General features: G+C 42.9%; 29 protein-coding genes and 1 tRNA gene. 26 read left to right on the top strand and 4 right to left on the bottom strand.

From position 1 onward, the window contains the following. The coding region (locus D8847_RS06970; RefSeq protein WP_142999092.1) for a transposase at positions 1 to 214 on the top strand (214 nt) is incomplete at its 5' end. A 62-nt stretch (positions 215 to 276) separates the two neighbouring features. On the opposite strand, the gene D8847_RS06965 is transcribed toward D8847_RS06970, so the two are convergent. Next, positions 277 to 2,121, bottom strand: coding sequence for an APC family permease (locus D8847_RS06965; RefSeq protein ID WP_125841083.1), 1,845 nt, complete (start codon positions 2,119 to 2,121; stop codon positions 277 to 279). A 151-nt stretch (positions 2,122 to 2,272) separates the two neighbouring features. Here D8847_RS06965 and D8847_RS06960 point away from each other — a divergent pair, with 151 nt between their 5' ends. The 13 genes from D8847_RS06960 (at position 2,273) to pflA (ending at position 13,405) form a co-directional block, all read left to right on the top strand. Further along, positions 2,273 to 3,049 carry a TatD family hydrolase gene (locus D8847_RS06960; protein WP_125841085.1) on the top strand — a complete coding sequence of 259 codons (777 nt, stop codon included), beginning with the start codon at positions 2,273 to 2,275 and terminating at the stop codon, positions 3,047 to 3,049. Continuing rightward, a complete protein-coding gene (gene rnmV, locus D8847_RS06955; RefSeq protein ID WP_125441857.1) occupies positions 3,046 to 3,609 on the top strand; it encodes a ribonuclease M5 in 564 nt (187 codons plus the stop codon). Before D8847_RS06960 ends, rnmV begins: the two co-directional genes overlap by 4 nt. A gap of 11 nt (positions 3,610 to 3,620) precedes the next feature. Continuing rightward, a complete protein-coding gene (locus D8847_RS06950) occupies positions 3,621 to 4,475 on the top strand; it encodes an SDR family NAD(P)-dependent oxidoreductase (RefSeq protein WP_125841082.1) in 855 nt (284 codons plus the stop codon). A 193-nt stretch (positions 4,476 to 4,668) separates the two neighbouring features. Beyond that, the gene (locus tag D8847_RS06945; RefSeq protein WP_125841081.1) at positions 4,669 to 5,004 is read left to right on the top strand and encodes a hypothetical protein; all 336 of its coding nucleotides are present in this window, start codon (positions 4,669 to 4,671) and stop codon (positions 5,002 to 5,004) included. Continuing rightward, complete coding sequence (rsmA, locus tag D8847_RS06940) at positions 5,001 to 5,873, top strand: 16S rRNA (adenine(1518)-N(6)/adenine(1519)-N(6))-dimethyltransferase RsmA (RefSeq protein ID WP_125841080.1); 873 nt, start codon at positions 5,001 to 5,003, stop codon at positions 5,871 to 5,873. Before D8847_RS06945 ends, rsmA begins: the two co-directional genes overlap by 4 nt. Position 5,874: 1 nt before the next feature. Beyond that, complete coding sequence (gene rsgA, locus D8847_RS06935) at positions 5,875 to 6,753, top strand: ribosome small subunit-dependent GTPase A (protein ID WP_125841084.1); 879 nt, start codon at positions 5,875 to 5,877, stop codon at positions 6,751 to 6,753. Between the two features lie 10 nt (positions 6,754 to 6,763). Next, entirely contained in the window at positions 6,764 to 7,420 is a 657-nt protein-coding gene (gene rpe, locus D8847_RS06930) for a ribulose-phosphate 3-epimerase (protein WP_125841079.1), read from the top strand. Beyond that, positions 7,383 to 8,045: a thiamine diphosphokinase gene (locus D8847_RS06925; protein WP_125841078.1), complete on the top strand. Its 663-nt coding sequence runs from the start codon at positions 7,383 to 7,385 to the stop codon at positions 8,043 to 8,045. The genes rpe and D8847_RS06925 overlap by 38 nt, the downstream gene beginning before the upstream one ends. Position 8,046: 1 nt before the next feature. Beyond that, positions 8,047 to 9,303: a DNA recombination protein RmuC gene (gene rmuC, locus D8847_RS06920; RefSeq protein ID WP_185757933.1), complete on the top strand. Its 1,257-nt coding sequence runs from the start codon at positions 8,047 to 8,049 to the stop codon at positions 9,301 to 9,303. Then, positions 9,293 to 10,234, top strand: coding sequence for a 3'-5' exoribonuclease YhaM family protein (locus tag D8847_RS06915; protein WP_125841076.1), 942 nt, complete (start codon positions 9,293 to 9,295; stop codon positions 10,232 to 10,234). Before rmuC ends, D8847_RS06915 begins: the two co-directional genes overlap by 11 nt. Before the next feature lie 104 nt (positions 10,235 to 10,338). Further along, a complete protein-coding gene (purR, locus tag D8847_RS06910) occupies positions 10,339 to 11,166 on the top strand; it encodes a pur operon repressor (protein WP_002874197.1) in 828 nt (275 codons plus the stop codon). A gap of 66 nt (positions 11,167 to 11,232) precedes the next feature. Next, entirely contained in the window at positions 11,233 to 12,489 is a 1,257-nt protein-coding gene (locus D8847_RS06905) for a diaminopimelate decarboxylase (protein WP_125841075.1), read from the top strand. Between the two features lie 121 nt (positions 12,490 to 12,610). Then, complete coding sequence (pflA, locus tag D8847_RS06900) at positions 12,611 to 13,405, top strand: pyruvate formate-lyase-activating protein (RefSeq protein ID WP_125841074.1); 795 nt, start codon at positions 12,611 to 12,613, stop codon at positions 13,403 to 13,405. A 73-nt stretch (positions 13,406 to 13,478) separates the two neighbouring features. Here pflA and yidC read toward each other — a convergent pair whose 3' ends face one another. Together yidC and D8847_RS06890 are read right to left on the bottom strand one after the other, a co-directional pair. Then, positions 13,479 to 14,408, bottom strand: a complete 930-nt coding sequence (yidC, locus tag D8847_RS06895; RefSeq protein ID WP_084868712.1) for a membrane protein insertase YidC — start codon at positions 14,406 to 14,408, stop codon at positions 13,479 to 13,481. Between the two features lie 77 nt (positions 14,409 to 14,485). Further along, positions 14,486 to 14,764: an acylphosphatase gene (locus D8847_RS06890; protein WP_001174619.1), complete on the bottom strand. Its 279-nt coding sequence runs from the start codon at positions 14,762 to 14,764 to the stop codon at positions 14,486 to 14,488. Between the two features lie 33 nt (positions 14,765 to 14,797). Between D8847_RS06890 and D8847_RS06885 the strand changes: the two genes are divergently transcribed. From D8847_RS06885 to D8847_RS06835, 11 genes are all read left to right on the top strand, one after another. Then, positions 14,798 to 15,538 (top strand): TrmH family RNA methyltransferase, encoded by a 741-nt coding sequence (locus tag D8847_RS06885; RefSeq protein WP_125841073.1) that lies wholly within the window; start codon positions 14,798 to 14,800, stop codon positions 15,536 to 15,538. Positions 15,539 to 15,592: 54 nt separating this feature from the next. Continuing rightward, entirely contained in the window at positions 15,593 to 16,276 is a 684-nt protein-coding gene (locus D8847_RS06880; protein ID WP_125841072.1) for a Bax inhibitor-1/YccA family protein, read from the top strand. Between the two features lie 109 nt (positions 16,277 to 16,385). Then, positions 16,386 to 17,378, top strand: a complete 993-nt coding sequence (asnA, locus tag D8847_RS06875) for an aspartate--ammonia ligase (RefSeq protein WP_000747987.1) — start codon at positions 16,386 to 16,388, stop codon at positions 17,376 to 17,378. Positions 17,379 to 17,442: 64 nt separating this feature from the next. Next, entirely contained in the window at positions 17,443 to 17,982 is a 540-nt protein-coding gene (rsmD, locus tag D8847_RS06870) for a 16S rRNA (guanine(966)-N(2))-methyltransferase RsmD (protein ID WP_125841071.1), read from the top strand. Next, entirely contained in the window at positions 17,972 to 18,460 is a 489-nt protein-coding gene (coaD, locus tag D8847_RS06865) for a pantetheine-phosphate adenylyltransferase (RefSeq protein ID WP_125841070.1), read from the top strand. The genes rsmD and coaD overlap by 11 nt, the downstream gene beginning before the upstream one ends. Next, on the top strand, positions 18,444 to 19,481 hold the full coding sequence (locus D8847_RS06860; protein WP_125841069.1) for a SepM family pheromone-processing serine protease: 1,038 nt from the start codon (positions 18,444 to 18,446) through the stop codon (positions 19,479 to 19,481). Before coaD ends, D8847_RS06860 begins: the two co-directional genes overlap by 17 nt. 55 nt (positions 19,482 to 19,536) lie before the next feature. Beyond that, positions 19,537 to 19,767 (top strand): DUF1146 family protein, encoded by a 231-nt coding sequence (locus tag D8847_RS06855; protein WP_080619411.1) that lies wholly within the window; start codon positions 19,537 to 19,539, stop codon positions 19,765 to 19,767. Between the two features lie 23 nt (positions 19,768 to 19,790). Next, positions 19,791 to 21,074, top strand: a complete 1,284-nt coding sequence (gene murA / locus D8847_RS06850) for a UDP-N-acetylglucosamine 1-carboxyvinyltransferase (RefSeq protein ID WP_125841068.1) — start codon at positions 19,791 to 19,793, stop codon at positions 21,072 to 21,074. After that, positions 21,061 to 21,255 carry a DNA-directed RNA polymerase subunit beta gene (locus tag D8847_RS06845; protein ID WP_061415718.1) on the top strand — a complete coding sequence of 65 codons (195 nt, stop codon included), beginning with the start codon at positions 21,061 to 21,063 and terminating at the stop codon, positions 21,253 to 21,255. The genes murA and D8847_RS06845 overlap by 14 nt, the downstream gene beginning before the upstream one ends. A 40-nt stretch (positions 21,256 to 21,295) precedes the next feature. Further along, complete coding sequence (locus D8847_RS06840) at positions 21,296 to 22,120, top strand: DNA/RNA non-specific endonuclease (protein WP_125841067.1); 825 nt, start codon at positions 21,296 to 21,298, stop codon at positions 22,118 to 22,120. A 136-nt stretch (positions 22,121 to 22,256) separates the two neighbouring features. After that, positions 22,257 to 23,588, top strand: a complete 1,332-nt coding sequence (locus D8847_RS06835; protein WP_000390018.1) for a hemolysin family protein — start codon at positions 22,257 to 22,259, stop codon at positions 23,586 to 23,588. 132 nt (positions 23,589 to 23,720) lie between these two features. Here D8847_RS06835 and D8847_RS06830 read toward each other — a convergent pair. Next, positions 23,721 to 23,791: transfer RNA gene (locus D8847_RS06830), tRNA-Cys, on the bottom strand. A gap of 306 nt (positions 23,792 to 24,097) precedes the next feature. Here D8847_RS06830 and D8847_RS06825 point away from each other — a divergent pair. Next, on the top strand, positions 24,098 to 26,077 hold the full coding sequence (locus D8847_RS06825) for a peptide ABC transporter substrate-binding protein (protein ID WP_125841066.1): 1,980 nt from the start codon (positions 24,098 to 24,100) through the stop codon (positions 26,075 to 26,077). Positions 26,078 to 26,131: the final 54 nt, after the last annotated feature.

Raw genomic sequence — 26,131 nt, 5'->3', positions numbered from 1 at the left:
TATTTTTAAGACCTTTTTGAAAGATAAGTACAAGATCATGAATGCACTGGAACTTCCCTACTCAAACGCAAAACTAGAGGCTACCAATAACCTCATCAAAGTCATCAAGCGAAATGCTTTTGGCTTTCGGAACTTTGACAACTTTAAAACTAGAATTCTCATTGCTTTGAACATCAAAAAGGAGAGAACCAATTTGGTCCTCTCCAGGGTATAGCTTTTCATCAACCCACTACAGTTGACAAAGAGCCATATAAGTTACTGATTTTGAGTTTTTGTTTATTCTTTTAAGTGATAAGAGTAGCTAGCGACAACGACGTCTTCATGCCATCTGAGAGCGTATTTTAGTTTAAGGCTCATTTGATTGTGCAGGATATTTTGCCAAGGCTTGTTAGGGATAAACTGCGGTACAAGAACTGTAACGGTGTAGTTTTTTTGCTTAGCTTCTTGGGCGATTCGTTTGACATACTTAACGCTAGGGGTGATGATGTCGCGGTAGCTGGTATTGATATTCTTCAGAGAGATATTTGGGAAGTAATCGGCAAATTCCTGAAGAATTTCTTGGTCTTTTTCTGCCGTTTCTTTAGTAGAAATGTGCATGGCTAACACTTCGTCACCGATACTTTGAGCGTAGTTAATGGCTCCGACACTTACTCGAGTGACATTTCCTACTAGGACAAGGACAAGGTTGCCGTCGTAAGTGCGCTTTTCAATTCCTTCGTAGAGTCGCAGTTGTTTTGCCACTTTTTGGTAATGGCTGTGAATGGACAAAAAGAGGAAGGTTAAGACTAGGATAATTGGGAAGAATGGCCAGATATCACCCAGTCTGAAGAGGAGTAAAATGAGAACGATAGCATAACAAATGATGGCCCCAAGGATATTAGCAAAGGCAGGTTTTAAGAAGTTTGCTCCTTTTTCCTTTTTCCAATGGCGAATCATCCCAGTCTGAGAAAGGGCAAAGGGAACGAAGACCCCGATAGTATAAAGAGGAATCAAGCGTTCAGTATTGCCGTTAAAAATGAGAAGAAGGATCATAGCTCCAAAAGCCAGAGTTAAGATACCGTTGGAGTAGCCAAGACGATCCCCTTTTTCCATAAAGAGATGGGGCATGTACTTGTTTTTAGCCATATTGTAAGCCAGCATAGGGAAGGCTGAAAAGCCAGTATTTGCAGCTACAGCTAGAATCAAGGCTGTTGAGAACTGGAAGAGATAGTAGCTAGCATGACCAAAGAATGAATCACCAAGAATGCCCTTGGCCATTTGCGAGAGGATGGTTTCTCCATTTTGAGGTGTGATGCCCATCCAGTAGTTTAGGAAGGTAATGCCTGCAAAAAGAAATCCTAAAATCAGCGACATGATGGTCAGGGTCTGAGCAGCATTCTTTTCTTTCGGAGTTTTGAAAAATGGTACCGCATTTGAAATAGCCTCAACCCCTGTCAGAGAGGCAGAGCCACTGGTAAAGGCTCTCAATAGGAGAACGATGGAAAGGCTCGGAACAGTTTGTCCAATGGTTGAAGTCGCCTGATAGTTTAGGGAACCTGTGAATAGTTGAAAGAACCCATAAAGCAAGAGAAAGACGGTACTGAAGATAAAGAGGTAGACGGGAATCATCAGAGAGCTGGCAGATTCTTTCAAACCTCTTAAATTCAAGAGCATGAGCAGACAGACTAGGAAAATAGAGATATGAAGATTATAGGGATGGAGGGCAGGGATGGCTGCTGTAATAGCATCAGCTCCAGACGCAACGGATACGGCTACTGTCAGCATATAGTCAACAAGGAGGCTACCACCTGCAATCAAGCCTAGTTCAGGGGAGAGATTTTCCCGAGTGACCATATAAGCCCCTCCACCTTGAGGATAGGCGTGAATAATTTGACGATAGGAAATGGTCAAACTAGCGAGGAGTAAGAGGACAAAAATACCGATAGGGAGGCTCCACCAAATAGCGAGAGGAGAGAGACTGACTAAAACGAGAATGACTTGTTCAGGTCCATAGGCAATAGAAGACAGGGCATCACTGGATAACATTGCAAGTGCTTGCATTTTTCCAAGTAATCCCCCTTCACCATCTGTGAGAGACTTGAGTGGTCGACCGATAAAGGTATATTTTAATTTTCTAAACATTTTCTTTTCCTTTGCTGAAAATTTCAATAAGTGTTATTATACTGCTTTGAAAAAGGGCAGTCAAGGGAGAATGATCGGTATTAGAATATTTTTACAAGCCGGGAGATGCTATTTTTGGTATAATAGATGGAAGAAAATGAGGTTAGAAGAGATGATTTTTGATACGCACACACATTTAAATGTAGAAGAATTTGCAGGACGTGAGGCAGAAGAAATCGCCTTGGCTGCTGAGATGGGTGTGACACAGATGAATATTGTTGGTTTTGATAAGCCAACCATTGAACGAGCCCTGGAGTTGGCAGATGAGTATGAGCAACTCTACGCAACTATTGGTTGGCATCCAACGGAAGCTGGCACTTACACAGATGAGGTCGAAGTTTACTTGCTTGAAAAGCTTAAGCATCCCAAGGTTGTTGCCTTGGGGGAGATTGGTCTGGACTACCATTGGATGACAGCACCTAAGGAAGTGCAGGAGCAGGTTTTTCGTCGTCAGATTCAGCTGTCTAAGGATTTGAATTTACCCTTTGTGGTCCACACTCGTGATGCGCTAGAAGATACCTATGAGATTATCAAGAGCGAGGGCGTTGGTCCTCGTGGTGGCATCATGCACTCATTCTCAGGTTCTTTGGAGTGGGCTGAGAAGTTTGTTGAGCTTGGCATGACTATTTCTTTCTCAGGAGTGGTGACCTTTAAGAAAGCGATGGATATCCAAGAGGCTGCTAGGGAACTTCCGTTAGACAAGATTTTGGTAGAAACGGATGCGCCCTACCTGGCTCCTGTTCCTAAACGTGGCCGTGAGAATAAAACAGCCTACACACGCTATGTGGTGGACTTTATTGCTGACTTGCGTGGGATGACGACCGAGGAATTAGCAGCAGCAACGACTGCAAATGCAGAGCGAATTTTTGGATTGGAAAAACAATCATGAAAGAAAAAATTTCCCAAGTCATCGTGGTTGAAGGTCGCGATGATACGGCCAATCTCAAACGTTACTTTGATGTAGAGACCTATGAAACACGAGGTTCTGCCGTTAATGACCAGGATATAGAGCGCATTCAGCGCCTGCATGAATTGCATGGAGTCATTGTCTTTACAGATCCAGATTTTAATGGGGAGCGGATTCGGCGCATGATTATGACGGCCATTCCAACTGTGCAGCATGCCTTTCTCAAGCGAGATGAAGCTGTTCCCAAATCTAAGTCCAAGGGACGTTCTCTGGGAGTCGAACACGCCAGCTATGAAGACCTAAAAACAGCGTTGGCTCAGGTGACAGAGCAATTTGAAAATGAGAACGAGTTTGACATCAGTCGTGGTGACTTGATTCGCCTAGGTTTCCTAGCGGGAGCAGACAGTCGTAGACGCCGAGAGTATCTAGGCGAACAGCTCCGCATCGGCTATTCCAATGGCAAGCAACTCCTCAAGCGCTTAGAGTTGTTTGGCGTAACCTTGGCAGAAGTGGAAGAAGTTATGACAAAATATTCAGTTTAAAGGAGTAAAAAATGAAAAAAGTAATTATTACCGGTGGTAACAGTGGCATCGGTTATCAAGCTGCAAGGCAGTTAGCTGAGAAAGGGTGGTCAGTGACCCTATTTTGTAGGCGGCAAGAGGCTGCCGAGCAAGCTTGTGAGGAAATTCGTCAGCAGACAGGAAATCCACATGTGGATTATATCTTGGCTGATTTATCTGATATGAAGAGTGTCAGGAAAGCAGTGGAACAGTATATTCAAAAAGAAGACGTTCTAGACGTTCTAATTAACAATGCAGCTGACTTTGATTTATCAGTCAAAAAGCCCATCCTGACTAAAGAGGGATTAGAAAAGCAATTTGCGACCAATGTTGTCGCCCCTTTCTTGCTTTCTATCTTGTTGAAAGGTTTGTTGGAAAAGTCAGAGAGTGGACGGATTATTAATATTTCTTCCCAGGGGCTAGTGCTTTATCCCTTCATGAAACTTGATTTTGAAAATTTAGCTGGTCAAAAACATTACAGTCCTGCCAAGACCTATTATCAGAATAAACTAGCCTTGTTGATGTTGTCGCTTTATATGCGGAAACATTGGAAAGGTATCAAGGTTCAGGCAATCCGTGTGACCAATGTCAAAGTAGATATGCGCCGCTATGATCACCTCAGCGCTTTTATGAAAAATCTTTATAAAATCAAGTCAAGATTTTCAATTAGTCCTGAAGAAATGGCCAAAGTCTACACAGCCTTATCTACAGAAGATGGATATGACGGTTTTTTGTATGACGAGAAATGCAGGGAAGTAAAAGCAAATAGATCTGCTTACGAAGAAGAAGAGCAAGCAAAACTCTATTCCTTACTTGAACAACTGACCTTTTCAAGAGACAATCTATAAAGAATTAGAAAAATAAATTTTATGCTTATTTCAATAGTGGAAAGAAATTTAGATATCGAAATCTGTTTGGAGAGTCCTGAAAAGTGATAACAATAGCCAGATAACCCAAAAATACAAAAGGAATGTGTTACAATAGAGGTACTTAGATTTATTTTGATAGCGTTAAAATAGAAGCTTATAAGGACAGTGCGAAATGAAAATTCGAGTTGATAGAGATTCTGTGTGTATGGGAGACGATGCATTGTCTCATGAGACAGAATTTGAGATTCCTGAAGAAATGACGGTGAAAGAATTTTTTGACTTTCTAGAAAAGGAACGTTATTTGCCGTCTGTTCAAGGAAACAATGTCGCTTGGGAACTCCGTAATCGAAATAGGGAACAAGGTGTTTATTTCACCAAAACACGAGAGATTATCCANCCAAATGCGGTCTTAAAAGAGATGTTGGAAGGAATTACTGAGACTCCCTTATTTGTTTTGCTCTATCATTATACTCCGGAAGCATATTATATTAGAAAAGAGAATAAATGAGAATTGCAGATTATAGCGTGACTAAGGCGGTGCTGGAGCGTCACGGTTTTACCTTTAAAAAGTCCTTTGGGCAAAATTTCCTAACGGATACCAATATTCTTCAAAAAATCGTGGATACAGCTGAGATTGATGATCAGGTTAATGTCATTGAAATCGGTCCAGGAATTGGTGCCTTGACAGAATTTTTGGCTGAGCGTGCGGCAGAGGTCATGGCTTTTGAGATTGACCACCGTTTGGTACCGATTTTAGCGGATACCCTGCGTGATTTTGATAATGTGACCGTAGTCAACGAGGACATTCTCAAAGTTGACCTAGCTCAGCATATCCAGAATTTCAAAAATCCAGACCTGCCAATCAAGGTGGTAGCCAACTTACCTTACTATATCACAACGCCTATTCTCATGCATTTAATCGAGAGTGGCATTCCTTTTAGTGAGTTTGTCGTTATGATGCAAAAAGAAGTGGCGGACCGTATCTCAGCACAGCCAAATACCAAGGCTTACGGTAGTTTGTCGATTGCTGTGCAGTATTATATGACAGCCAAGGTTGCCTTCATCGTGCCTCGTACGGTCTTTGTGCCAGCCCCAAACGTGGACTCAGCCATTTTGAAAATGGTACGCCGTCCAGAGCCGGCTGTAGCAGTAAAAGATGAGAACTTCTTCTTTAAGGTTTCCAAGGCTAGCTTCACTCATCGTCGCAAGACCTTATGGAATAACTTAACAGGCTACTTTGGCAAGACTGATGAAGTCAAGGACAAGCTGACCAAGGCTTTGGACCAAGCAGGTTTGTCACCAAGTGTACGTGGTGAAGCACTAAGCTTGGAAGAATTTGCTAGCCTTTCAGATGCGCTTAAAGGACAAGGACTCTAAGATGCAGGGACAAATCATTAAAGCCTTGGCAGGATTCTATTATGTCGAGAGTGATGGCCAAGTCTATCAGACACGTGCGCGTGGAAATTTCCGCAAAAAAGGCCACACGCCCTATGTTGGGGATTGGGTAGATTTTTCTGCAGAGGAAAATTCCGAAGGTTATATCCTCAAGATTCATGAACGGAAAAACAGTCTCGTCCGTCCGCCTATTGTCAATATTGACCAAGCCGTGGTTATCATGTCGGTCAAGGAGCCGGACTTCAACAGCAATTTGCTGGATCGTTTCTTGGTTCTTCTGGAGCACAAGGGTATCCACCCCATCGTTTATATTTCTAAAATGGACTTGCTGGAAGATAGAGGAGAACTGGATTTTTACCAGCAGACCTATGGTGCCATTGGTTACGACTTTGTGACCAGCAAGGAAGAGCTCCTGCCTTTGTTGACAGGAAGAGTGACGGTCTTTATGGGGCAGACAGGTGTTGGAAAGTCAACCCTTCTCAATAAAATCGCACCAGACCTCAATCTTGAAACAGGAGAAATTTCAGATAGTCTGGGTCGTGGTCGCCATACCACTCGAGCTGTTAGTTTTTACAATCTCAATGGTGGGAAAATCGCAGACACGCCAGGATTTTCATCGCTGGATTATGAAGTGTCAACGGCTGAAGACCTCAATCAAGCTTTTCCAGAGATTGCCGGTGTCAGTCGAGATTGTAAGTTCCGTACTTGTACCCATACCCATGAGCCGTCCTGTGCGGTTAAGCCAGCTGTCGAAGAAGGTACCATTGCTACCTTCCGTTTTGACAACTACCTGCAATTTCTCAGTGAGATTGAAAATCGCCGAGAAACCTATAAAAAAGTCAGCAAAAAAATTCCAAAATAAGGAGAAACCTATGTCTCAATACAAGATTGCTCCGTCAATTCTGGCAGCAGATTATGCCAACTTTGAACGTGAAATCAAACGCCTAGAAGCAACTGGAGCAGAGTATGCCCATATCGATATCATGGATGGTCACTTTGTGCCACAAATTAGTTTTGGTGCGGGAGTGGTTGAAGCTCTTCGTCCTCATAGCAAGATGGTCTTTGACTGTCACTTGATGGTAGCAAATCCAGAACACCACTTAGAAGACTTTGCGCGTGCAGGAGCGGATATCATCAGTATCCATGTTGAAGCAACGCCCCATATCCATGGCGCCCTCCAAAAAATTCGCTCTCTTGGTGTCAAACCTTCGGTTGTCATCAATCCTGGGACACCTGTGGAGGCGATCAAGCACATCCTTCATCTAGTTGACCAAGTCTTGGTCATGACAGTTAACCCTGGCTTCGGTGGGCAAACTTTTCTGCCTGAAACCATGGACAAGGTTCGTGAGTTGGTTGCCCTTCGTCAGGAAAAAGGTTTGAGTTTTGAGATTGAAGTCGATGGCGGGATTGATGACCAGACCATTGCTCAAGCTAAAGAAGCTGGAGCGACCGTTTTTGTAGCAGGATCCTATGTCTTTAAGGGAGATGTCAATGAACGAGTGCAAACTCTCAGAAAACAATTGGACTAGGGTCGCCGTTTTTGCAGGCGGAGATCGCGGTCATTATCGGACGAATTTTGATAGCTTTGTTGGTGTGGATCGAGGCTCACTCTGGGTCTTGGAAGAAGATCTGCCTCTGGCTCTAGCGGTTGGGGATTTTGATTCGGTGACTGCAGACGAACGTCAGTTGATTCAAAAACGTGCCCAACATTTTGTTCAAGCCCAGCCAGAAAAGGATGATACGGATCTGGAATTGGCTCTCTTGATCATCTTTGAGCAAAATCCTCAGGCTCAGGTCACTATTTTCGGTGCTCTTGGTGGTCGAATTGACCATATGCTGGCTAATGTCTTTCTGCCTAGCAATCCAAAGTTGGTCCCCTATATGCGCCAGATAGCGATTGAGGATGGGCAAAACTTGATTGCCTATTGTCCAGAAGGGACCAGTCAGCTAGAGCCCCGTTCAGACTACGATTATCTAGCCTTTATGCCAGTTCGGGATAGCCAGCTAACTATTCTTGGTGCCAAGTACGAATTGACAGAGGAGAATTTTTTCTTTAAAAAAGTGTACGCTTCTAACGAATATATAGATAGGGGAGTTTCGGTAACTTGCCCAGATGGTTATGTCGTCGTGCTACATAGCAAGGACAGGAGGTAGGATGGAGACTGTATTATTACTATTATTAATTGTCAACCTAGCTGGACTCTTTCTGATTTGGCAAAGGCAGGATAAGCAAGACAAGTACCTAGCCAAGAGCTTGGAGGATCAAGCAGACAATCTTTCAGACCAACTGGATTATCGCTTTGACCAAGCTAGACAAGCCAGTCAGTTAGACCAAAAAGACTTAGAAGTAGCTGTCAGTGACCGTTTGCAGGAAGTGCGAATGGAGTTGCACCAAGGCCTGACTCAAGTTAGACAGGAGATGAACGAGAATCTCCTTCAAACCAGAGATAAGACCGACCAACGTCTCCAAGCCTTGCAGGAATCAAATGAGCAACGTTTGGAACAAATGCGCCAGACGGTCGAGGAAAAGTTAGAGAAGACCTTACAGACGCGCTTGCAGGCTTCCTTCGAGACAGTTTCCAAGCAACTGGAGTCGGTCAATCGAGGTTTGGGAGAGATGCAGACAGTTGCCCGCGACGTTGGTGCTCTCAACAAGGTTCTCTCTGGAACCAAGACGCGAGGAATTCTGGGAGAATTGCAACTGGGGCAAATCATTGAAGACATCATGACACCAGCCCAGTACGAACGAGAATTTGCAACTGTTGAAAACTCTAGCGAGCGAGTAGAGTACGCCATCAAGTTACCTGGCCAAGGCGACCAGGAATATGTCTATTTGCCGATTGATTCCAAGTTTCCATTGGCGGATTATTATCGCTTGGAAGAAGCTTATGAAGCAGGTGACAAGGATGAGATCGAACGTTGTCGCAAGCCACTCCTAGCAAGCGTCAAGCGTTTTGCCAAGGATATCAAGAGCAAGTACATAGCGCCGCCTCGGACGACCAATTTTGGAGTCTTGTTTGTTCCGACAGAAGGACTTTACTCAGAGATTGTTCGCAATCCGGTCTTCTTTGATGATTTGAGACGGGAGGAGCAGATTATTGTCGCAGGTCCAAGTACCCTATCGGCCCTGCTTAACTCCCTATCAGTTGGCTTCAAAACCCTCAATATCCAAAAGAGTGCTGACCATATCAGTAAGACTCTTGCCAGCGTTAAGACCGAGTTTGGCAAGTTCGGAGGCATTCTGGTCAAGGCACAAAAACATCTCCAACATGCCTCTGGCAATATTGATGAATTATTAAACCGTCGTACCACAGCTATCGAGCGGACGCTCCGTCACATTGAGTTATCAGAAGGTGAGCCTGCGCTTGATCTACTCCATTTCCAAGAAGATGAGGAAGAATATGAAGATTAGTCACATGAAAAAAGATGAGCTGTTTGAAGGTTTTTACCTGATTAAGTCAGCTGACCTGAGACAGACGCGTGCTGGGAAAAATTACCTAGCCTTTACCTTCCAAGACGATAGTGGCGAGATTGAAGGGAAACTCTGGGATGCCCAACCTCATAACGTTGAGGCCTTTACCGCTGGGAAAGTTGTCCACATGCAGGGACGCAGAGAAGTTTATAACAACACTCCTCAAGTCAATCAAATCACGCTTCGTTTACCTCAACCTGGGGAACCCAATGATCCAGCTGACTTCAAGGTCAAGTCACCAGTCGATGTCAAGGAAATCCGTGACTACATGTCGCAAATGATTTTCAAGATTGAAAATCCTGTCTGGCAGCGTATCGTTCGCAGTCTCTACACCAAGTATGATAAGGATTTCTACTCCTATCCAGCTGCCAAGACCAACCACCATGCCTTTGAAACGGGTTTAGCCTATCATACAGCAACCATGGTGCGATTGGCAGATGCCATTAGCGAGATCTATCCTCAGCTCAATAAGAGCCTGCTCTATGCTGGAATTATGCTGCACGACTTGGCTAAGGTTTTAGAACTCAGTGGTCCCGATCAGACGGAGTACACAGTGCGAGGCAATCTCATCGGCCATATAGCCCTCATCGATAGCGAAATTACCAAGACAGTCATGGAACTGGGCATCGATGATACTAGAGAAGAAGTGGTGCTATTGCGCCATGTCATCCTCAGTCACCATGGCTTGCTGGAGTATGGAAGTCCAGTCCGTCCACGCATTATGGAGGCAGAGATTATTCATATGATTGACAATCTAGATGCCAGCATGATGATGATGTCAACGGCTCTAGCTTTGGTGGACAAAGGAGAGATGACCAATAAAATCTTCGCTATGGACAATCGTTCCTTCTATAAACCAGATTTAGATTAATAATTTAAGAAAAACGAGCATTTTTTACGCAATAATGTTCGTTTTTTTATGTGAATGTGGTATAATGGATAAAATATCAAAATTAAATGGAATGGTAAATAAAAATGAAATTAAGAAGAAGTGATCGGATGGTTGTCATTTCCAACTATTTGATTAATAATCCATACAAACTAACCAGTCTCAATACCTTTGCAGAAAAGTACGAATCTGCTAAATCATCGATTTCAGAGGACATCGTGATTATCAAGCGTGCCTTTGAGGAAATCGAAATCGGTCATATTCAGACTGTGACTGGAGCAGGTGGTGGTGTTATCTTTACACCATCAATCTCAAGCCATGAAGCCAAAGAAATGATCGCAGACTTGCGTGACAAACTTTCAGAAAGCGACCGTATCTTGCCAGGTGGCTACATCTACCTGTCTGATTTGCTTAGTACGCCTGCCATTTTGAAAAATATTGGTCGCATCATTGCCAAGAGCTTTATGGACCAAAAAATCGATGCCGTTATGACAGTAGCAACAAAAGGTGTGCCACTCGCAAATGCAGTTGCCAATGTCCTCAATGTTCCATTTGTCATTGTGCGCCGTGACTTGAAAATTACCGAAGGTTCAACGGTCAGCGTCAACTATGTTTCAGGTTCCAGCGGTGACCGTATTGAGAAAATGTTCCTTTCAAAACGCAGTCTCAAGGCAGGCAGTCGTGTCTTAATTGTGGATGACTTCTTGAAAGGTGGCGGAACGGTCAACGGGATGATTAGTCTCTTGCGTGAGTTTGACTCTGAACTAGCTGGTGTCGCAGTCTTTGCAGACAATGCCCAAGAAGAACGTGAAAAGCAGTTTGATTACAAGTCACTCTTGAAAGTAACCAATATTGATGTTAAGAACCAATCCATCGATGTTGAGATTGGAAATATCTTTGACGAAGACAAATAAGAGATAGAACTAAAGGTTGGAACGATTGTCCCAGCCTTTCTTTGCAAACAGAATAGAAGGATGCTTATGAAAACACCATTTATCAGCCGTGAAGATTTAGAAACAATTGTTGCAGAGTTCCCGACTCCCTTTCACTTATATGACGAGAAGGGGATTCGTGAAAAAGCAAGAGCAGTCAATCAGGCCTTTTCTTGGAATAAGGGATTCAAAGAATATTTTGCAGTTAAGGCCACTCCAACTCCAGCCATCTTGAAAATCCTCCAAGAGGAAGGTTGTGGTGTGGACTGTTCTAGTTATGTAGAGCTCTTGATGAGCCATAAACTGGATTTTCCCGGTTCTGAGATTATGTTCTCTTCAAACAATACGCCAGACCAAGAGTACGCTTATGCGCGTGAATTGGGCGCAACCATTAACTTGGATGCCTTTGAAGATATTGAACATTTAGAGCGTGTAGCAGGCATTCCAGAAATCATCTCTTGTCGTTACAATCCTGGTGGCGTTTTTGAGCTAGGAACAGATATCATGGACAATCCTGGAGAAGCTAAGTTTGGCATGACCAAGGACCAGCTTTTTGAAGCCTTTGCGATTTTGAAGGAAAAAGGAGCCAAGACTTTTGGGATTCACTCCTTCCTAGCATCCAATACCGTGACCCATCTCTACTACCCAGAGTTGGCCCGTCAGCTTTTTGAATTGGCTGTTGAAATCAAGGAAAAGTTGGGCATTTCACTAGACTTTATCAATCTTTCCGGCGGAATCGGAGTCAATTACCGTCCAGATCAGGAGCCAAATGACATTGCTGTGATTGGTGAGGGAGTTCGTAAGGTTTATGAGGAAGTCCTTACGCCAGCAGGTCTTGGTCAGGTTAAGATTTTCACCGAATTGGGTCGCTTTATGTTAGCCCCTCACGGAGCTCTCGTTACAAGAGTCACTCATAAGAAAAAAACCTATCGTACCTATCTGGGTGTGGATGCGTCAGCAGTCAACCTCATGCGTCCCGCCATGTATGGAGCCTACCACCATATCACCAATCTGACCCATCCAGATGGACCTATTGAGGTGGTAGACGTGGTCGGTTCACTCTGTGAAAACAATGATAAATTTGCAGTGAACCGCGAACTACCTTATACAGAAATCGGTGATTTGCTGGTAATTCATGATACAGGTGCACATGGATTCTCCATGGGTTACCAGTACAATGCCAAACTACGCTCGGCAGAAATCCTCTATACCGAAGAAGGCAAAGCCCGCCAAATCCGCCGTGCAGAGCGCCCTGAGGACTATTTTGCAACCTTGTATGGTTTTGATTTTGAATCGGATCATTAAAAGAAATTGAAAATGAAAGTGAAAAACAGATTGCTTTCTAAAAAATAGACAAAAAAACCTTGTTTTTCACCTTACTCGTGATATAATAAAACTATAAAACGGTTTCAAGGAAGGTGACGATATGTCTGAAGAAACAATTGACTATGGACAAGTGACAGGAATGGTGCATTCGACAGAGAGTTTTGGGGCGGTAGATGGCCCTGGGATTCGGTTTATTGTCTTTTTGCAGGGCTGTCACATGCGTTGCCAGTACTGCCATAACCCCGATACATGGGCTATGGAGACCAATAAATCACGCGAACGGACAGTAGACGATGTTTTGTCAGAAGCCCTTCGCTACCGTGGATTCTGGGGAGACAAAGGAGGAATCACTGTCAGTGGAGGAGAAGCCCTCTTACAGATTGATTTCTTGATTGCCCTTTTTACCAAGGCCAAGGAAAAAGGAATCCACTGTACCTTGGATACCTGTGCCCTTCCGTTCCGTAATAAACCACGTTATCTCGAAAAGTTTAATAAGCTCATGGCTGTCACTGACTTGGTTCTCTTGGATATCAAGGAGATCAACGACGAACAACACAGGATTGTTACCAGCCAAACCAATAAAAACATCTTGGCTTGTGCAAAATATCTATCAGATATTGGGAAGCCTGTGTGGATTCGCCATGTGCTGGTTCCAGGCTTGACAGACAGAGATGAGGACTTGATTGAACTCGGTAAATTCGTCAAAACCCTCAAAAACGTTGATAAGTTTGAAATCCTACCTTATCACACGATGGGAGAATTCAAGTGGCGTGAACTAGGAATTCCTTATTCGCTCGAAGGGGTAAAACCACCAACAGCAGACCGTGTCAAGAATGCCAAAAGACTCATGGATACAGAAAGCTATCAAGACTATATGAAGCGTGTACATGGATAAAAAAGAATCCTGATGGGAACATCAGGATTTTGTAATGCAAAAAAAGGCCTAGCCTTTCAGCTAAGCCGTTACCTTATTTCCTAGAATGTTGTTTACCAGCATTACGTTTTTTATGTTTCTTAGTAGTCGTAATTGCAGTTGCTTGGTTAGGAGTGATATCTTTTCGCCCGCCTGTAGTTGATGCTGAACTTGCTTTTGGTGGATTTTTGGCAAATTCTTCACGTACTTTTTGACGAAGTTTTGGACGAACAACATAGTTAACGATGAACTGTTGGAGAATCATCATGAAACCACCGACAACCCAGTAAAGTGTCACACTGGCTGGTGCGAAGAGGGAGAAGACGACAATCGTGAGTGGGCTCATGTAAATCATTTTCTTGAGTTGATCTCTTTGCATCTCGTCTTCTACTCCGTGAAGTGAAAGGAGTGATTGGAGATAGTAGAGGATACCAGCGAAGGCGACAAGGATCATACTTGGGGAACCGAGATTGATACCCAAGAAGGTAGAGCTAGCTACACCATCAGTGTAGTGGACTGCAAAGTAGATAGCAGAGAAGAAAGGCGCTTGAATGAGGAGAGGGAAGCATCCTACACCACCGAACATGCTGATGCCGTTTTCTTTTTGTGCAGCAAAGAGAGCTTGTTGTGCTTCTAGTTTTTCTTCCTGAGTTGTTGCCTCTTTAAGGCGTGTTTGATGTGGTTCGAGCACATGTTTGAGAGCATTCATCTTTTCAGAGTGAAGCGTTGCCTTCCATGATTGGTAGATACCGAGTGGCAAAATAATCAAACGTACGATAATCGTTACGATGATGATCCCAATCCCAAAACCAAGGTTCATATCATTGGCAAAGTACTTGATAGCCTCTGCCATAGGCGATCCGATAGTGTTCCAGATAAAACCAGTAGGTTGTCCTGTTGCTTTGTCTACTTGGACACAGCCTGTCAAGACGAGTAGCATAGCCACTCCCATAGCAGAGAGGGCAAAACGTTTAATAGATTTCAATGTTTTCATTCCTTCTTTAAAAATTATACCTTTCTATTCTACTGTTTTTTTGTAAAATATACAATAGTTCTAGAGACCTAATTTGCGACTTTGAAATCTGGATAGGATGAAAAGTTGCTCATTTGTACATCTAGATAGGTAACTTTTGAAAAAGGCGTTGGACCTTTACGGATTTCTTGGATAAATTTTGCCATGGTGGCAGAAGAGTCTGCCTGAGCGAGAATTTCCACTGTGCCATCGTCGTTATTCCAGACACGACCAGTGATGCCACCGATTTCAAGCGCTAAAGTATAAACACCCCAACGAAAACCAACACCCTGCACCCTGCCTTGGGCAATCATTCTAACCTTTTGCATACCAAACCCCTTTGATTGTGTTATAATATTTCTATGACTATTATAACCTCAAAAGCCAATTCTGTGGTAAAAAATGCCAAGAAATTACATCAAAAAAAATATCGAAAGTCTGCTTATTTGATTGAAGGATGGCACTTGTTTGAAGAAGCTGTTCAAGCTGGAGTGACGATTGAGAAGATTTTTGCCCTAGAAAGTTACCGAGATCAGCTAGTCGCTTTTCCTCAAGCTATCTGGGTTTCAGAGGAGATTTTGCTGGATTTGGCAGATACGCAAACTCCTCAAGGGATTGTTGCAGTGATTCAAAAAGAGGAAATAGGACTGCCTGATTTTCGTCAGGGTAAGTTTCTATTTTTAGAGGATGTCCAAGATCCTGGTAATGTTGGCACCATGATTCGGACGGCGGATGCCGCAGGTTTTACAGGGGTTATTGTTTCAGATAAGTCAGCAGATATCTACAGTCTCAAGACCCTGCGTTCCATGCAAGGAAGTCATTTTCACTTGCCCATCTATCGTATGCCAGTTGTCGCTTTTGTAGAAGGGGCAAAGAAGAGCAACTTGCCCATTCTGGCAACGACTTTATCAAGAGATTCCAAGGATTATCGTGACCTTTCTCCCCTAGAAAACTTTGCTTTAGTTATGGGAAATGAAGGACAGGGGATTAGTTCTGTCATGGCTGAGAGTGCTGATCAACTGGTTCATATTGGCATGAAAGGTCGGGCAGAGAGTCTCAATGTGGCAGTTGCCGCAGGTATTTTGATGTTTTATTTTAGCTGATTTATAAAATCTTTGTTATAATCAAGACATATTTATAGAAAAAGGAGAATCAGAATGAATCAAACGATTATTCAAGAACGTTCAGGTCTCAATCAATTTTACGCTAAGGTTTATGCCTTTGTGGGACTTGGGATTGGCCTATCAGCTCTCGTGTCAGCTTTGATGTTGACAGTCTTTCAGTCCCAATTGATTTACTTTTTAATGCATGGCCGTCTCTGGCTGATGGTTGCAACTTTTGCAGAACTTGCTCTAGTCTTTGTTGCAAGTAGCATGGCTGCGAAGAACAGCCCAGCGGCTCTCCCAGTATTTTTAGTTTATTCTGTTTTAAATGGATTTACGCTTAGTTTTGTCGTAGCCTTCTATACACCTGGGACCGTCTTATCAGCCTTTGTATCTAGTGCCCTTCTCTTCTTTGTCATGGCGGTGATCGGAATTTTCACCAAGAAAGATTTGAGTGGAATGGGCCGAGCTTTGATGGCGGCACTTGTTGGTCTCATCATTGCTATGGTTGTCAATCTATTTTTAGCCAATAGTTTCTTTGACTACATGATTAGTATTGCCATGGTCTTGGTTTTCTCGGGTTTGATTGCTTGGGACAACCAAAAGATTCGCTATGTTTATGAGCAGTCACGAGGACAAGTCGCGACAGGATGGGTCATCTCAATGGCACTCAGCATCTACCTAGACTTTATCAACCTTTTCCTTAGCATCTTACGAATCTTTGGTCGAAACGATTAATGAATGACAGAGTCAGTGTTCAAAAGAGCACTGACTTTTTCTTATTTACTCTTTTCTTTTCTTGGAAATAGGTGTATAATGCTTTTAACTAATTTTTGAGGAGCCGTTTATGAAGAAAAGTTTTATCCATCAGCAAGAAGAGATTTCCTTTGTCAAAAACACCTTTACCCAGTATTTGAAAGATAAGTTAGAAGTTGTTGAAGTTCAAGGTCCTATCTTGAGCAAGGTTGGTGATGGGATGCAGGATAACCTGTCCGGTGTCGAACATCCAGTATCCGTAAAGGTCTTGCAGATTCCAGATGAAACTTATGAAGTCGTTCACTCACTAGCCAAATGGAAGCGCCACACCTTGGCTCGGTTTGGTTTCGGTGAGGGTGAAGGTCTATTTGTTCATATGAAGGCCCTTCGTCCAGATGAAGATTCGCTTGATGCGACTCACTCAGTTTATGTAGACCAGTGGGACTGGGAAAAAGTGATTCCAAATGGTCAACGCAATATCGCTTATCTCAAAGAAACCGTTGAGAAGATTTACAAGGCTATTCGTCTGACAGAGCTAGCCGTAGAAGCGCGCTACGATATTGAATCCATTTTGCCAAAACAAATCACCTTTATCCATACAGAAGAGTTGGTGGAACGCTATCCAGATTTGACACCGAAAGAGCGTGAAAATGCAATCTGTAAAGAGTTCGGTGCTGTCTTCTTGATTGGTATTGGTGGCGAGTTGCCTGATGGCAAGCCTCATGACGGCCGTGCACCTGACTACGATGACTGGACAACAGAGTCTGAAAATGGCTACAAAGGGTTGAATGGTGATATTCTAGTTTGGAACGAATCTCTTGGTTGTGCCTTTGAACTTTCCTCAATGGGGATTCGGGTAGATGAGGATACCCTTCGTCGCCAAGTGGCTCTTACAGGAGACGAAGATCGTCTTGAGCTGGAATGGCATAAAGCCCTGCTTAACGGCCTTTTCCCACTGACAATCGGTGGAGGTATCGGACAGTCTCGGATGGCCATGTTCCTTCTTCGTAAGAAACACATCGGAGAAGTTCAGACTAGTGTTTGGCCTCAGGAAGTCCGCGATACGTACGAAAATATCTTGTAGAGAATCGAACCGCAAGGTTCGGTTTTCTTTCTCTTTTTGCCTATAATTTGGTATAATAAACGGTATGAAAATCGTATCAGGAATCTACGGAGGGCGTCCCCTCAAGACGCTAGAAGGCAAGACGACGAGGCCGACATCGGATAAGGTGCGTGGAGCTATCTTTAACATGATAGGTCCCTATTTTGAGGGTGGTCGTGTCTTGGATCTCTATGCTGGCAGTGGTGGTCTGTCTATTGAAGCTGTGTCAAGAGGGATGTCCCATGCTGTCTTAGTGGAACGGGATCGAAAGGCACAAGCTATCATCGCTGAAAATATCCAAATGACCAAGGAAGTTTCCAAATTTCAGCTCTTAAAGATGGAGGCTGAACGGGCCTTGGAGCAGGTGACGGGTCCCTTTGACCTGGTCTTTTTAGACCCTCCCTATGCCAAGGAACAAATCGTTGCAGATATCGAAAAAATGGCAGAAAGAAACCTTTTCTCCGACGAAATCATGGTTGTCTGCGAAACTGATAAGTCTGTAGAACTTCCAGAAGAAATTGCCTGCCTCGGCATCTGGAAGGAAAAAATATATGGGATTAGTAAGGTGACGGTCTATGTCAGATAAAATTGGATTATTTACAGGTTCATTTGATCCGATGACAAATGGACATCTGGATATCATTGAACGAGCCAGCAAACTCTTTGATAAGCTCTATGTCGGGGTGTTCTACAATCCCCACAAACAAGGTTTTCTCCCTGTTGAAAACCGCAAACGGGCAGTCGAAAAAGCTGTGGCGCATTTAGATAATGTAGGGGTCCTAGCTTCTCATGACCAGCTAGTCGTCGATGTTGCAAGAAGACTGGGGGCTAAAACCCTTGTCCGTGGCTTGCGGAATGCCACCGATTTGCAATACGAGTCTAGTTTTGATTACTACAATCATCAACTGGCTCCAGAAATCGAAACCATTTACTTATATAGTCGCCCAGAGCATCTTTATATCAGCTCTTCAGCCGTGAGAGAACTTCTGAAGTTTGGTCAGGAGATTCAGCAATATGTCCCAAACAGTGTTGTGGAGGAATTAGAACATGAAGAAAAAAACTAGATGGCCCTTATATGTCATCCTAGCACTAGTAGTGACTTTTTTAGCTTTTGTAGTACCTTTACCCTACTACATAGAAGTTCCAGGGGGAGCGGAAGATATTCGTCAAGTTTTAAAAGTCAATGAAACAGAAGATACAGAAGCAGGAGCTTACCAGTTTGTAACAGTCGGTATTCGACACGCAACCCTATCACATCTTGTCTATGCTTGGTTAACACCTTTCACGGATATTAGAAGTGTCAAGGAGACTACGGGTGGCTCTACTGATGCAGAGTTTATGCGGATCAATCAGTTCTACATGCAAACATCCCAAAACATGGCCAAGTATCAAGGACTGAAGACGGCTGGAAAGGATATCGAACTCAAGTACCTGGGTGTCTATGTCTTGACCGTGACGGACAATTCAACTTTTAAGGGCATTCTGAACATTGCAGACACAGTGACGGCTGTTAACGACAAAACATTTGACAGTTCTAAAGACTTGGTCGACTATGTCAACTCTCAACAATTAGGGGATACGGTCAAGGTAACCTATGAAGAAGACGGAAAAGTCAAGTCTGCAGAAGGTAAAATTATCACTCTCGAAAACGGAAAAAACGGGATTGGGATTGGTCTGATTGACCGTACGGAAGTGACCAGTGACATTCCAATTCGCTTTTCGACAGCTGGTATCGGCGGGCCAAGTGCCGGTCTTATGTTTAGTCTCGCTATTTATACCCAGATAGCAGATCCAGGACTTCGTAATGGTCGCATCGTTGCGGGAACGGGAACCATTGATCGCGATGGAAATGTTGGCGACATCGGTGGAATTGACAAAAAAGTGGTTGCAGCCTCTCGTCAGGGAGCCAACATCTTTTTTGCTCCTGACAATCCAGTCACCGAGGAAGCAAAAAAAGCAGATCCCGATGCGAAAAGCAACTATGAAACAGCCCTAGAAGCTGCTAAAACGATCAAAACAGAGATGAAAATCGTTCCCGTTAAGACTTTGCAGGATGCGATTGATTACCTTAAAAACAATCCCTAATTTGTAGAAAAATAGAAAACTAGCGCGCAAGCGGATAAGATGGTATAATAGTCAAATGGTTCAATTATTATTCACTCTAAGTAGTCATATACTCTTTATTTATTTGAGTTTTTACCTTTTGAAGGATCTTGTGAGATGGGAAAAGGTTTTAAAAGTGAACGCTACTAACACAAAAAAGGTTCGTTTGTTGGTAGGCTTCTTTAGTATTGTGATGGGCTACATCTTGAGTTCATTCTTTATCAGTTTGTACCAACTGTGGCAAGAAGCACTTAGAGGACTATTATAAAATCAAAAGTAAAGGAAGCAACTATGGAAAAAATTGTGGTTCAAGGCGGAGATAATCGTCTGGTTGGGAGTGTGACGATTGAGGGAGCAAAGAATGCAGTCTTGCCCTTGTTGGCAGCGACTATTTTAGCAAGTGAAGGAAAGACCGTCTTACAAAATGTCCCAATCTTGTCAGATGTGTTCACCATGAATCAAGTAGTTCGGGGTCTGAATGCCAAGGTGGACTTTGATGAGGAAGCTCATCTTGTCGAGGTCGATGCGACTGGTGATATCACGGAGGAAGCTCCATACAAGTATGTCAGCAAGATGCGAGCATCCATCGTTGTTTTGGGACCAATCCTTGCTCGTGTAGGTCATGCCAAGGTATCCATGCCAGGTGGTTGTACTATTGGAAGTCGTCCCATCGACCTCCACCTCAAAGGTTTGGAAGCTATGGGGGCTAAAATCACTCAGACAGCTGGCTACATCGAAGCCAAGGCAGACCACTTGCATGGCGCTCATATCTACATGGACTTCCCTAGTGTCGGTGCAACACAAAACTTGATGATGGCAGCAACTTTAGCTGATGGTGTGACAGTCATTGAAAATGCTGCGCGTGAGCCAGAAATTGTAGATCTCGCTATCTTCCTTAATGAAATGGGAGCCAAGGTCAAGGGAGCTGGTACCGAAACAATCACAGTGACTGGTGCCGAGAACCTCCATGGTACGACTCATACTGTAGTACAGGACCGTATCGAAGCTGGAACCTTTATGGTAGCGGCAGCTATGACTGGTGGGGATGTTCTCGTTCGTGATGCAGTATGGGAGCACAATCGTCCCTTGATTTCAAAACTACTTGAGATGGGTGTTGAAGTGACAGAGGAGTCAGAAGGTATCCGTGTTCGTTCTCAACTTGAAAATCTCAAGGCTGTTCATGTAAAAACCTTACCACATCCAGGATTTCCAACAGATATGCAGGCACAATTTACAGCTTTGATGACAGTCGCAAAAGGGGAATCTACCATGGTGGAAACGGTGTTTGAGAATCGCTTCCAACACTTAGAGGAAATGCGCCGTATGGGCTTGCATTCAGAGATTATCCGTGACACAGCTCGTATTGTTGGGGGGCAGGCTTTGCAAGGGGCAGAAGTTCTATCAACGGACCTTCGCGCTAGTGCGGCTTTGATTTTGACAGGTCTGGTGGCGCAGGGAGAAACAATTGTTGGTAAGTTAGTCCACCTTGATAGAGGCTACTACCGCTTTCATGAGAAGTTGACTCGGCTAGGAGCGAAGATTCAGCGAATCGAGGCAAATGATGAAGAAGAATAAAAACTTACGCTATGTACTCCGTCGCCTACTGTTGATTTTTATTGTTCTCTTGATAGGTTTCCTTGCTTTAGGAATCGGCTTAATGGTTGGTTATGGCATCCTAGGAAAGGGACAGGATCCATGGGCTATCTTGTCTCCGGCAAAGTGGCAGGAATTGATTAGTAAATTTACAGGAAATTAGACTGGGAGACCAGTCTTTTTCTAAAGAAACAAGGAGAAAAATGAACAAAAAAACAAGACAGACTTTGATAGGGTTACTTCTATTCTTACTCTTGGCTGCTGGAAGCTACTACATCAAGCAGATGCAGACAGCGTCAAACACCCCTAGAACCAATGTTAGTCAGAAAAAACAAGCTTCAGAAGCTCCCAGTCAGGAGCTGGCTGAAAGTGTCTTAACTGAGTCAATCAAAAACCAAATCAAGGGTAATCTCGAGTGGAATGGAGCAGGAGCTTTTGTTGTAAATGGCAATAAAACCAATCTAGATGCCAGGGTTTCTAGTAAACCCTATGCGGATAATAAAACAAAGACAGTTGGAAAAGAAACCGTCCCAACTGTTGCCAATGCCATCTTATCCAAAGCGACTCGGCAATATAAGAATCGTGAAGAAACAGGAAATGGATCCACCTCTTGGACGCCACCAGGATGGCATCAAGTTAAGAATCTAAAGGGAGACTATACACATGCAGTTGATAGAGGACACCTGCTGGGCTATGCCTTGATAGGTGGTTTGAATGGTTTTGATGCCTCTACCAGCAACCCCAAGAACATTGCAGTCCAGACAGCTTGGGCAAACCAAGCACAGGCTGAGGATTCGACAGGTCAGAACTACTATGAGAGTTTGGTCAGAAAAGCCTTGGACCAAAATAAGAGGGTCCGTTACCGCGTGACACTCCACTATGCGACAAATGAGGACCTAGTTCCATCCGCTTCACAAATTGAAGCCAAATCTTCAGATGGCGAATTGGAGTTCAATGTCCTAATCCCCAATGTTCAAAAGGGAATCCAGCTTGACTATCGAACAGGTCAAGTGACAGTGACGGATTAGAAACAATGGATACTATATAAAACAGCTCCTTTGTCCTCTAGAGGCAGGGGAGTTGTTGTTTAAATGAAAAATAATGTGAATCCTGAAGAATTTTATGATATAATGAAACACAAGATACTATTTTAGGAGAAGGACTATGGAAGACCCGAGCAGTCAGAATTTGTTGCTACAGTTTGTATTATTATTTATCTTGACCTTGTTAAATGCTTTTTTCTCAGCCACTGAGATGGCAATGGTGTCACTAAACCGTTCCCGAGTAGAGCAAAAGGCAGAAGAGGGAGACAAACGTTACATCCGTTTGTTAAAGGTACTTGAAAATCCTAACCACTTTTTATCAACGATTCAAGTTGGTATCACGTTAATTACCATCTTGTCTGGGGCCAGTTTAGCGGAGACTCTAGGACGCGAAATTGCATCTTGGATAGGGAACAGTGAAACAGCTTCCGCTATTGCAAGTTTTCTATCTTTAGCGTTTTTGACCTATATTTCCATTGTTTTTGGGGAACTTTATCCCAAGAGAATTGCTCTAAATCTGAAAGATACCTTAGCTATCCGAACAGCGCCAGTCATTATTGGTTTGGGGAAAATTGTCAGTCCCTTTGTTTGGCTTTTGTCAGCCTCAACGAATCTATTGAGCCGTGTGACGCCAATGACCTTTGATGATGCTGATGAAAAGATGACACGTGATGAAATTGAGTATATGCTCACTAACAGCGAAGAAACACTGGATGCAGATGAGATTGAAATGCTACAGGGAGTCTTTTCTTTAGATGAACTAATGGCTCGTGAGGTAATGGTGCCCCGAACAGATGCCTTTATGGTGGATATTCAGGATGACAGTCAAACGATTATCGAGAGTATTTTAAAGCAAAATTTCTCACGTATCCCTGTTTATGATGGGGATAAGGATAATGTTATTGGTTTGATTCACACCAAGCGCTTGTTGAATGCCGCTTTTGTGGATGGCTTTGACAATATTGTTTGGAAACGAATTCTCCAAACGCCACTGTTTGTTCCTGAGACTATCTTTGTGGACGATCTTCTTAAAGAACTTCGAAATACCCAAAATCAAATGGCCATCTTACTAGATGAATACGGTGGAATGGCTGGTTTGGTAACTCTGGAAGACCTCTTAGAAGAAATTGTTGGTGAGATTGATGATGAGACTGACAAGGCTGAAATTGAAGTCCATCAAATAGGAGAAGACACCTATATCGTTCAAGGTACCATGAATCTTAATGATTTTAATGACTACTTTGATGTGGAACTGGAAAGTGATGATGTTGATACCATCGCCGGTTATTATTTGACGGGTGTGGGAATGATTCCAACGACTGAAAAACTCAGTTATGAATTGGTCAGCCAAAACAAACAAATCATCCTAACCAATGACAAGGTGAAAAACGGACGTGTTACCAAGGTAAAAGTCCAAATCACTGAAATAGAGACTGAAGAAGAAACAGAATAAAGCAGTGACTTGAGTCACTGCTTTTTGTAAATCTATATGGTAGACACAGTTATCCCTATCTATTTGGAATAACAAAAAGCCCGATTTTACGGGCTTTTCATTCGGTTAATTCCTGTTAATTCAGGTACTGAAAGGCGGTAGACGGATTTGAACCGACGATCAAGCTTTTGCAGAGCCGTGCCTTACCACTTGGCTATACCGCCTCAACGTTTATTATTATACCTTGAAAATCATTTTCCGTCAATAGTTTCTTATTCTAAAATCCAATTTAAGAAGATAGATTATGTCATGTGAAGAAAAAAGGGAAAAGCAACTTGTAAAAATCAAGCTTACAGAGCTAGACAAATTAATTTTCTTTTCTTATAAATACAAATAAAGAATGGGGAAATTCTGACAAAGAGAAGTTTTTTGTAGATATACGCCTAAATATTCTGAAAATTCGTTTACTTTTTAGAAGATATATGTTATAATTTCCAATAAGCCTAAATTTTTCAAGAGGAGTTATATACATGAAAAAAAGCAGAGTATTGGTTGCAGCAGGGGTTGCCTTATTAGCGACTGGCGTACTAGCTGCCTGCGGTTCTTCTAAATCATCTGATTCAACAGCACCAAAAAATTATGGTTATGTCTATTCAGCTGACCCAGAAACATTGGATTACCTCATTTCCGGGAAACAAAGTACTAAGATTGCCACTTCAAATGGTATTGACGGTCTTTTCACAAACGACAAGTATGGGAACCTAGTTCCTGCAGTTGCAGAAGACTGGTCAGTTTCAAAAGATGGTTTGACTTATACCTATAAGATTCGTAAAGGTGTTAAATGGATGACATCAGATGGCGAAGAGTATGCTGAAGTGACAGCTAAAGACTTTGTAAATGGCTTGAAACACGCGGCTGATCACAAGTCTGAAGCACTTTATCTAGCAGAAGATTCAGTTAAAGGTCTAGCTGACTATAAAGCTGGAAATAATAAAGACTTTTCTTCAGTAGGTGTAAAGGCAGTTGATGATTATACTCTTGAGTATACTTTGAATCAACCAGAACCATACTGGAACTCTAAGATGGCTTACTCAATCTTCTGGCCATTGAACGAAGATTTTGAAAAATCAAAAGGATCAGATTTTGCCAAAGCAACAGATCCTACATCATTGCTTTATAATGGACCGTTCTTGCTAAAAGGTTTGACTACTAAATCTTCTATCGAATTTGCTAAGAATGAGCAGTACTGGGATAAGGATAACGTTCACCTTGATAAAGTTACCCTTGCTTTCTATGATGGGTCCGACCAAGAGTCCATTGAGCGTAACTTTACAAGTGGAGCATACAGCTATGCTCGCCTTTTCCCTACAAGTTCAAACTACTCTAAGGTAGCAGAAAGTTATAAGGATAATATCTTTTACACTCCATCGGGACCTGGTATTTTTGGTTTAGGTGTCAATATTGACCGTCAAGGTTACAAATACACTTCTAAGACAACTGATGAAGAAAAGTCTTCTACTAAGAAAGCCCTTCTTAACAAAGACTTCCGTCAGGCCTTGAACTTCGCCTTTGACCGTACTTCTTACTCAGCACAAATCAATGGTAAAGAAGGGGCTCCCCTTGCAGTTCGCAACCTCTTTGTGAAACCTGACTTTGTTTCTGCAGGAGACAAAACCTTCGGTGACTTGGTAACTGAAAAGATGGCTACTTATGGTGATGAGTGGAAGAACGTAAACTTTGCTGATGGCCAAGACGGTCTCTTCAATGCTGATAAAGCCAAGACTGAATTTGCGAAAGCCAAAACTGCATTGGAAGCAGAAGGAGCAAAATTCCCTATCCACTTGGATATTCCAGTAGACCAAACTGCTAAGAGCTATATCGCTCGTATTCAATCCTTTAAACAAACAGTTGAAAAAGTACTTGGTGAAGATAATGTAGTGATTGATATCCAACAAGTTTCTAAAGATGAGTTGAACAATATCACCTACTATGCAGCAAGCGCTGCGGCAGAAGATTGGGATCTCTCAGGAGCAGTTGGATGGAATCCAGACTACGAAGATCCATCAACTTACCTTGATATCTTAAAAACAACTAATAGCGAGCAAACAAAAACATACATGGGTTACGACGATCCAGCAAATGCAGCAGCTGCACAAGTTGGTTTGAAAGAATATGATAAGTTAGTTGATGAAGCTGCTAAAGAAACTGACGATTTGAACGCTCGTTATGAAAAATACGCAGCAGCTCAAGCTTGGTTGACAGATAGCTCACTCTTCTTGCCAGCTATGTCATCAAGTGGTGCTGCACCATTCATTTCTCGTGTTGTACCATTCACAGCATCATACAGCCAATCTGGAGATAAGGGCTCAGACGTATACTTCAAGTATATTCAATTACAAGATAAGGTTGTAACGAAAGCTGATTACGAACAAGCTCGTGAGAAATGGCTCAAAGAGAAAAAAGAATCAAACGAAAAAGTTCAAAAAGAATTGACGAATCACGTTAAATAAATAACTCTCAAGAGAACTTTCTCTCCATGAGGAGAAGGTTCTTTTGGGATTTTA

Source organism: Streptococcus mitis, assembly GCF_003942795.1.
GTDB classification, from domain to species: domain Bacteria; phylum Bacillota; class Bacilli; order Lactobacillales; family Streptococcaceae; genus Streptococcus; species Streptococcus mitis_BJ.
This window is presented reverse-complemented; position numbering and strand designations above follow the sequence as displayed.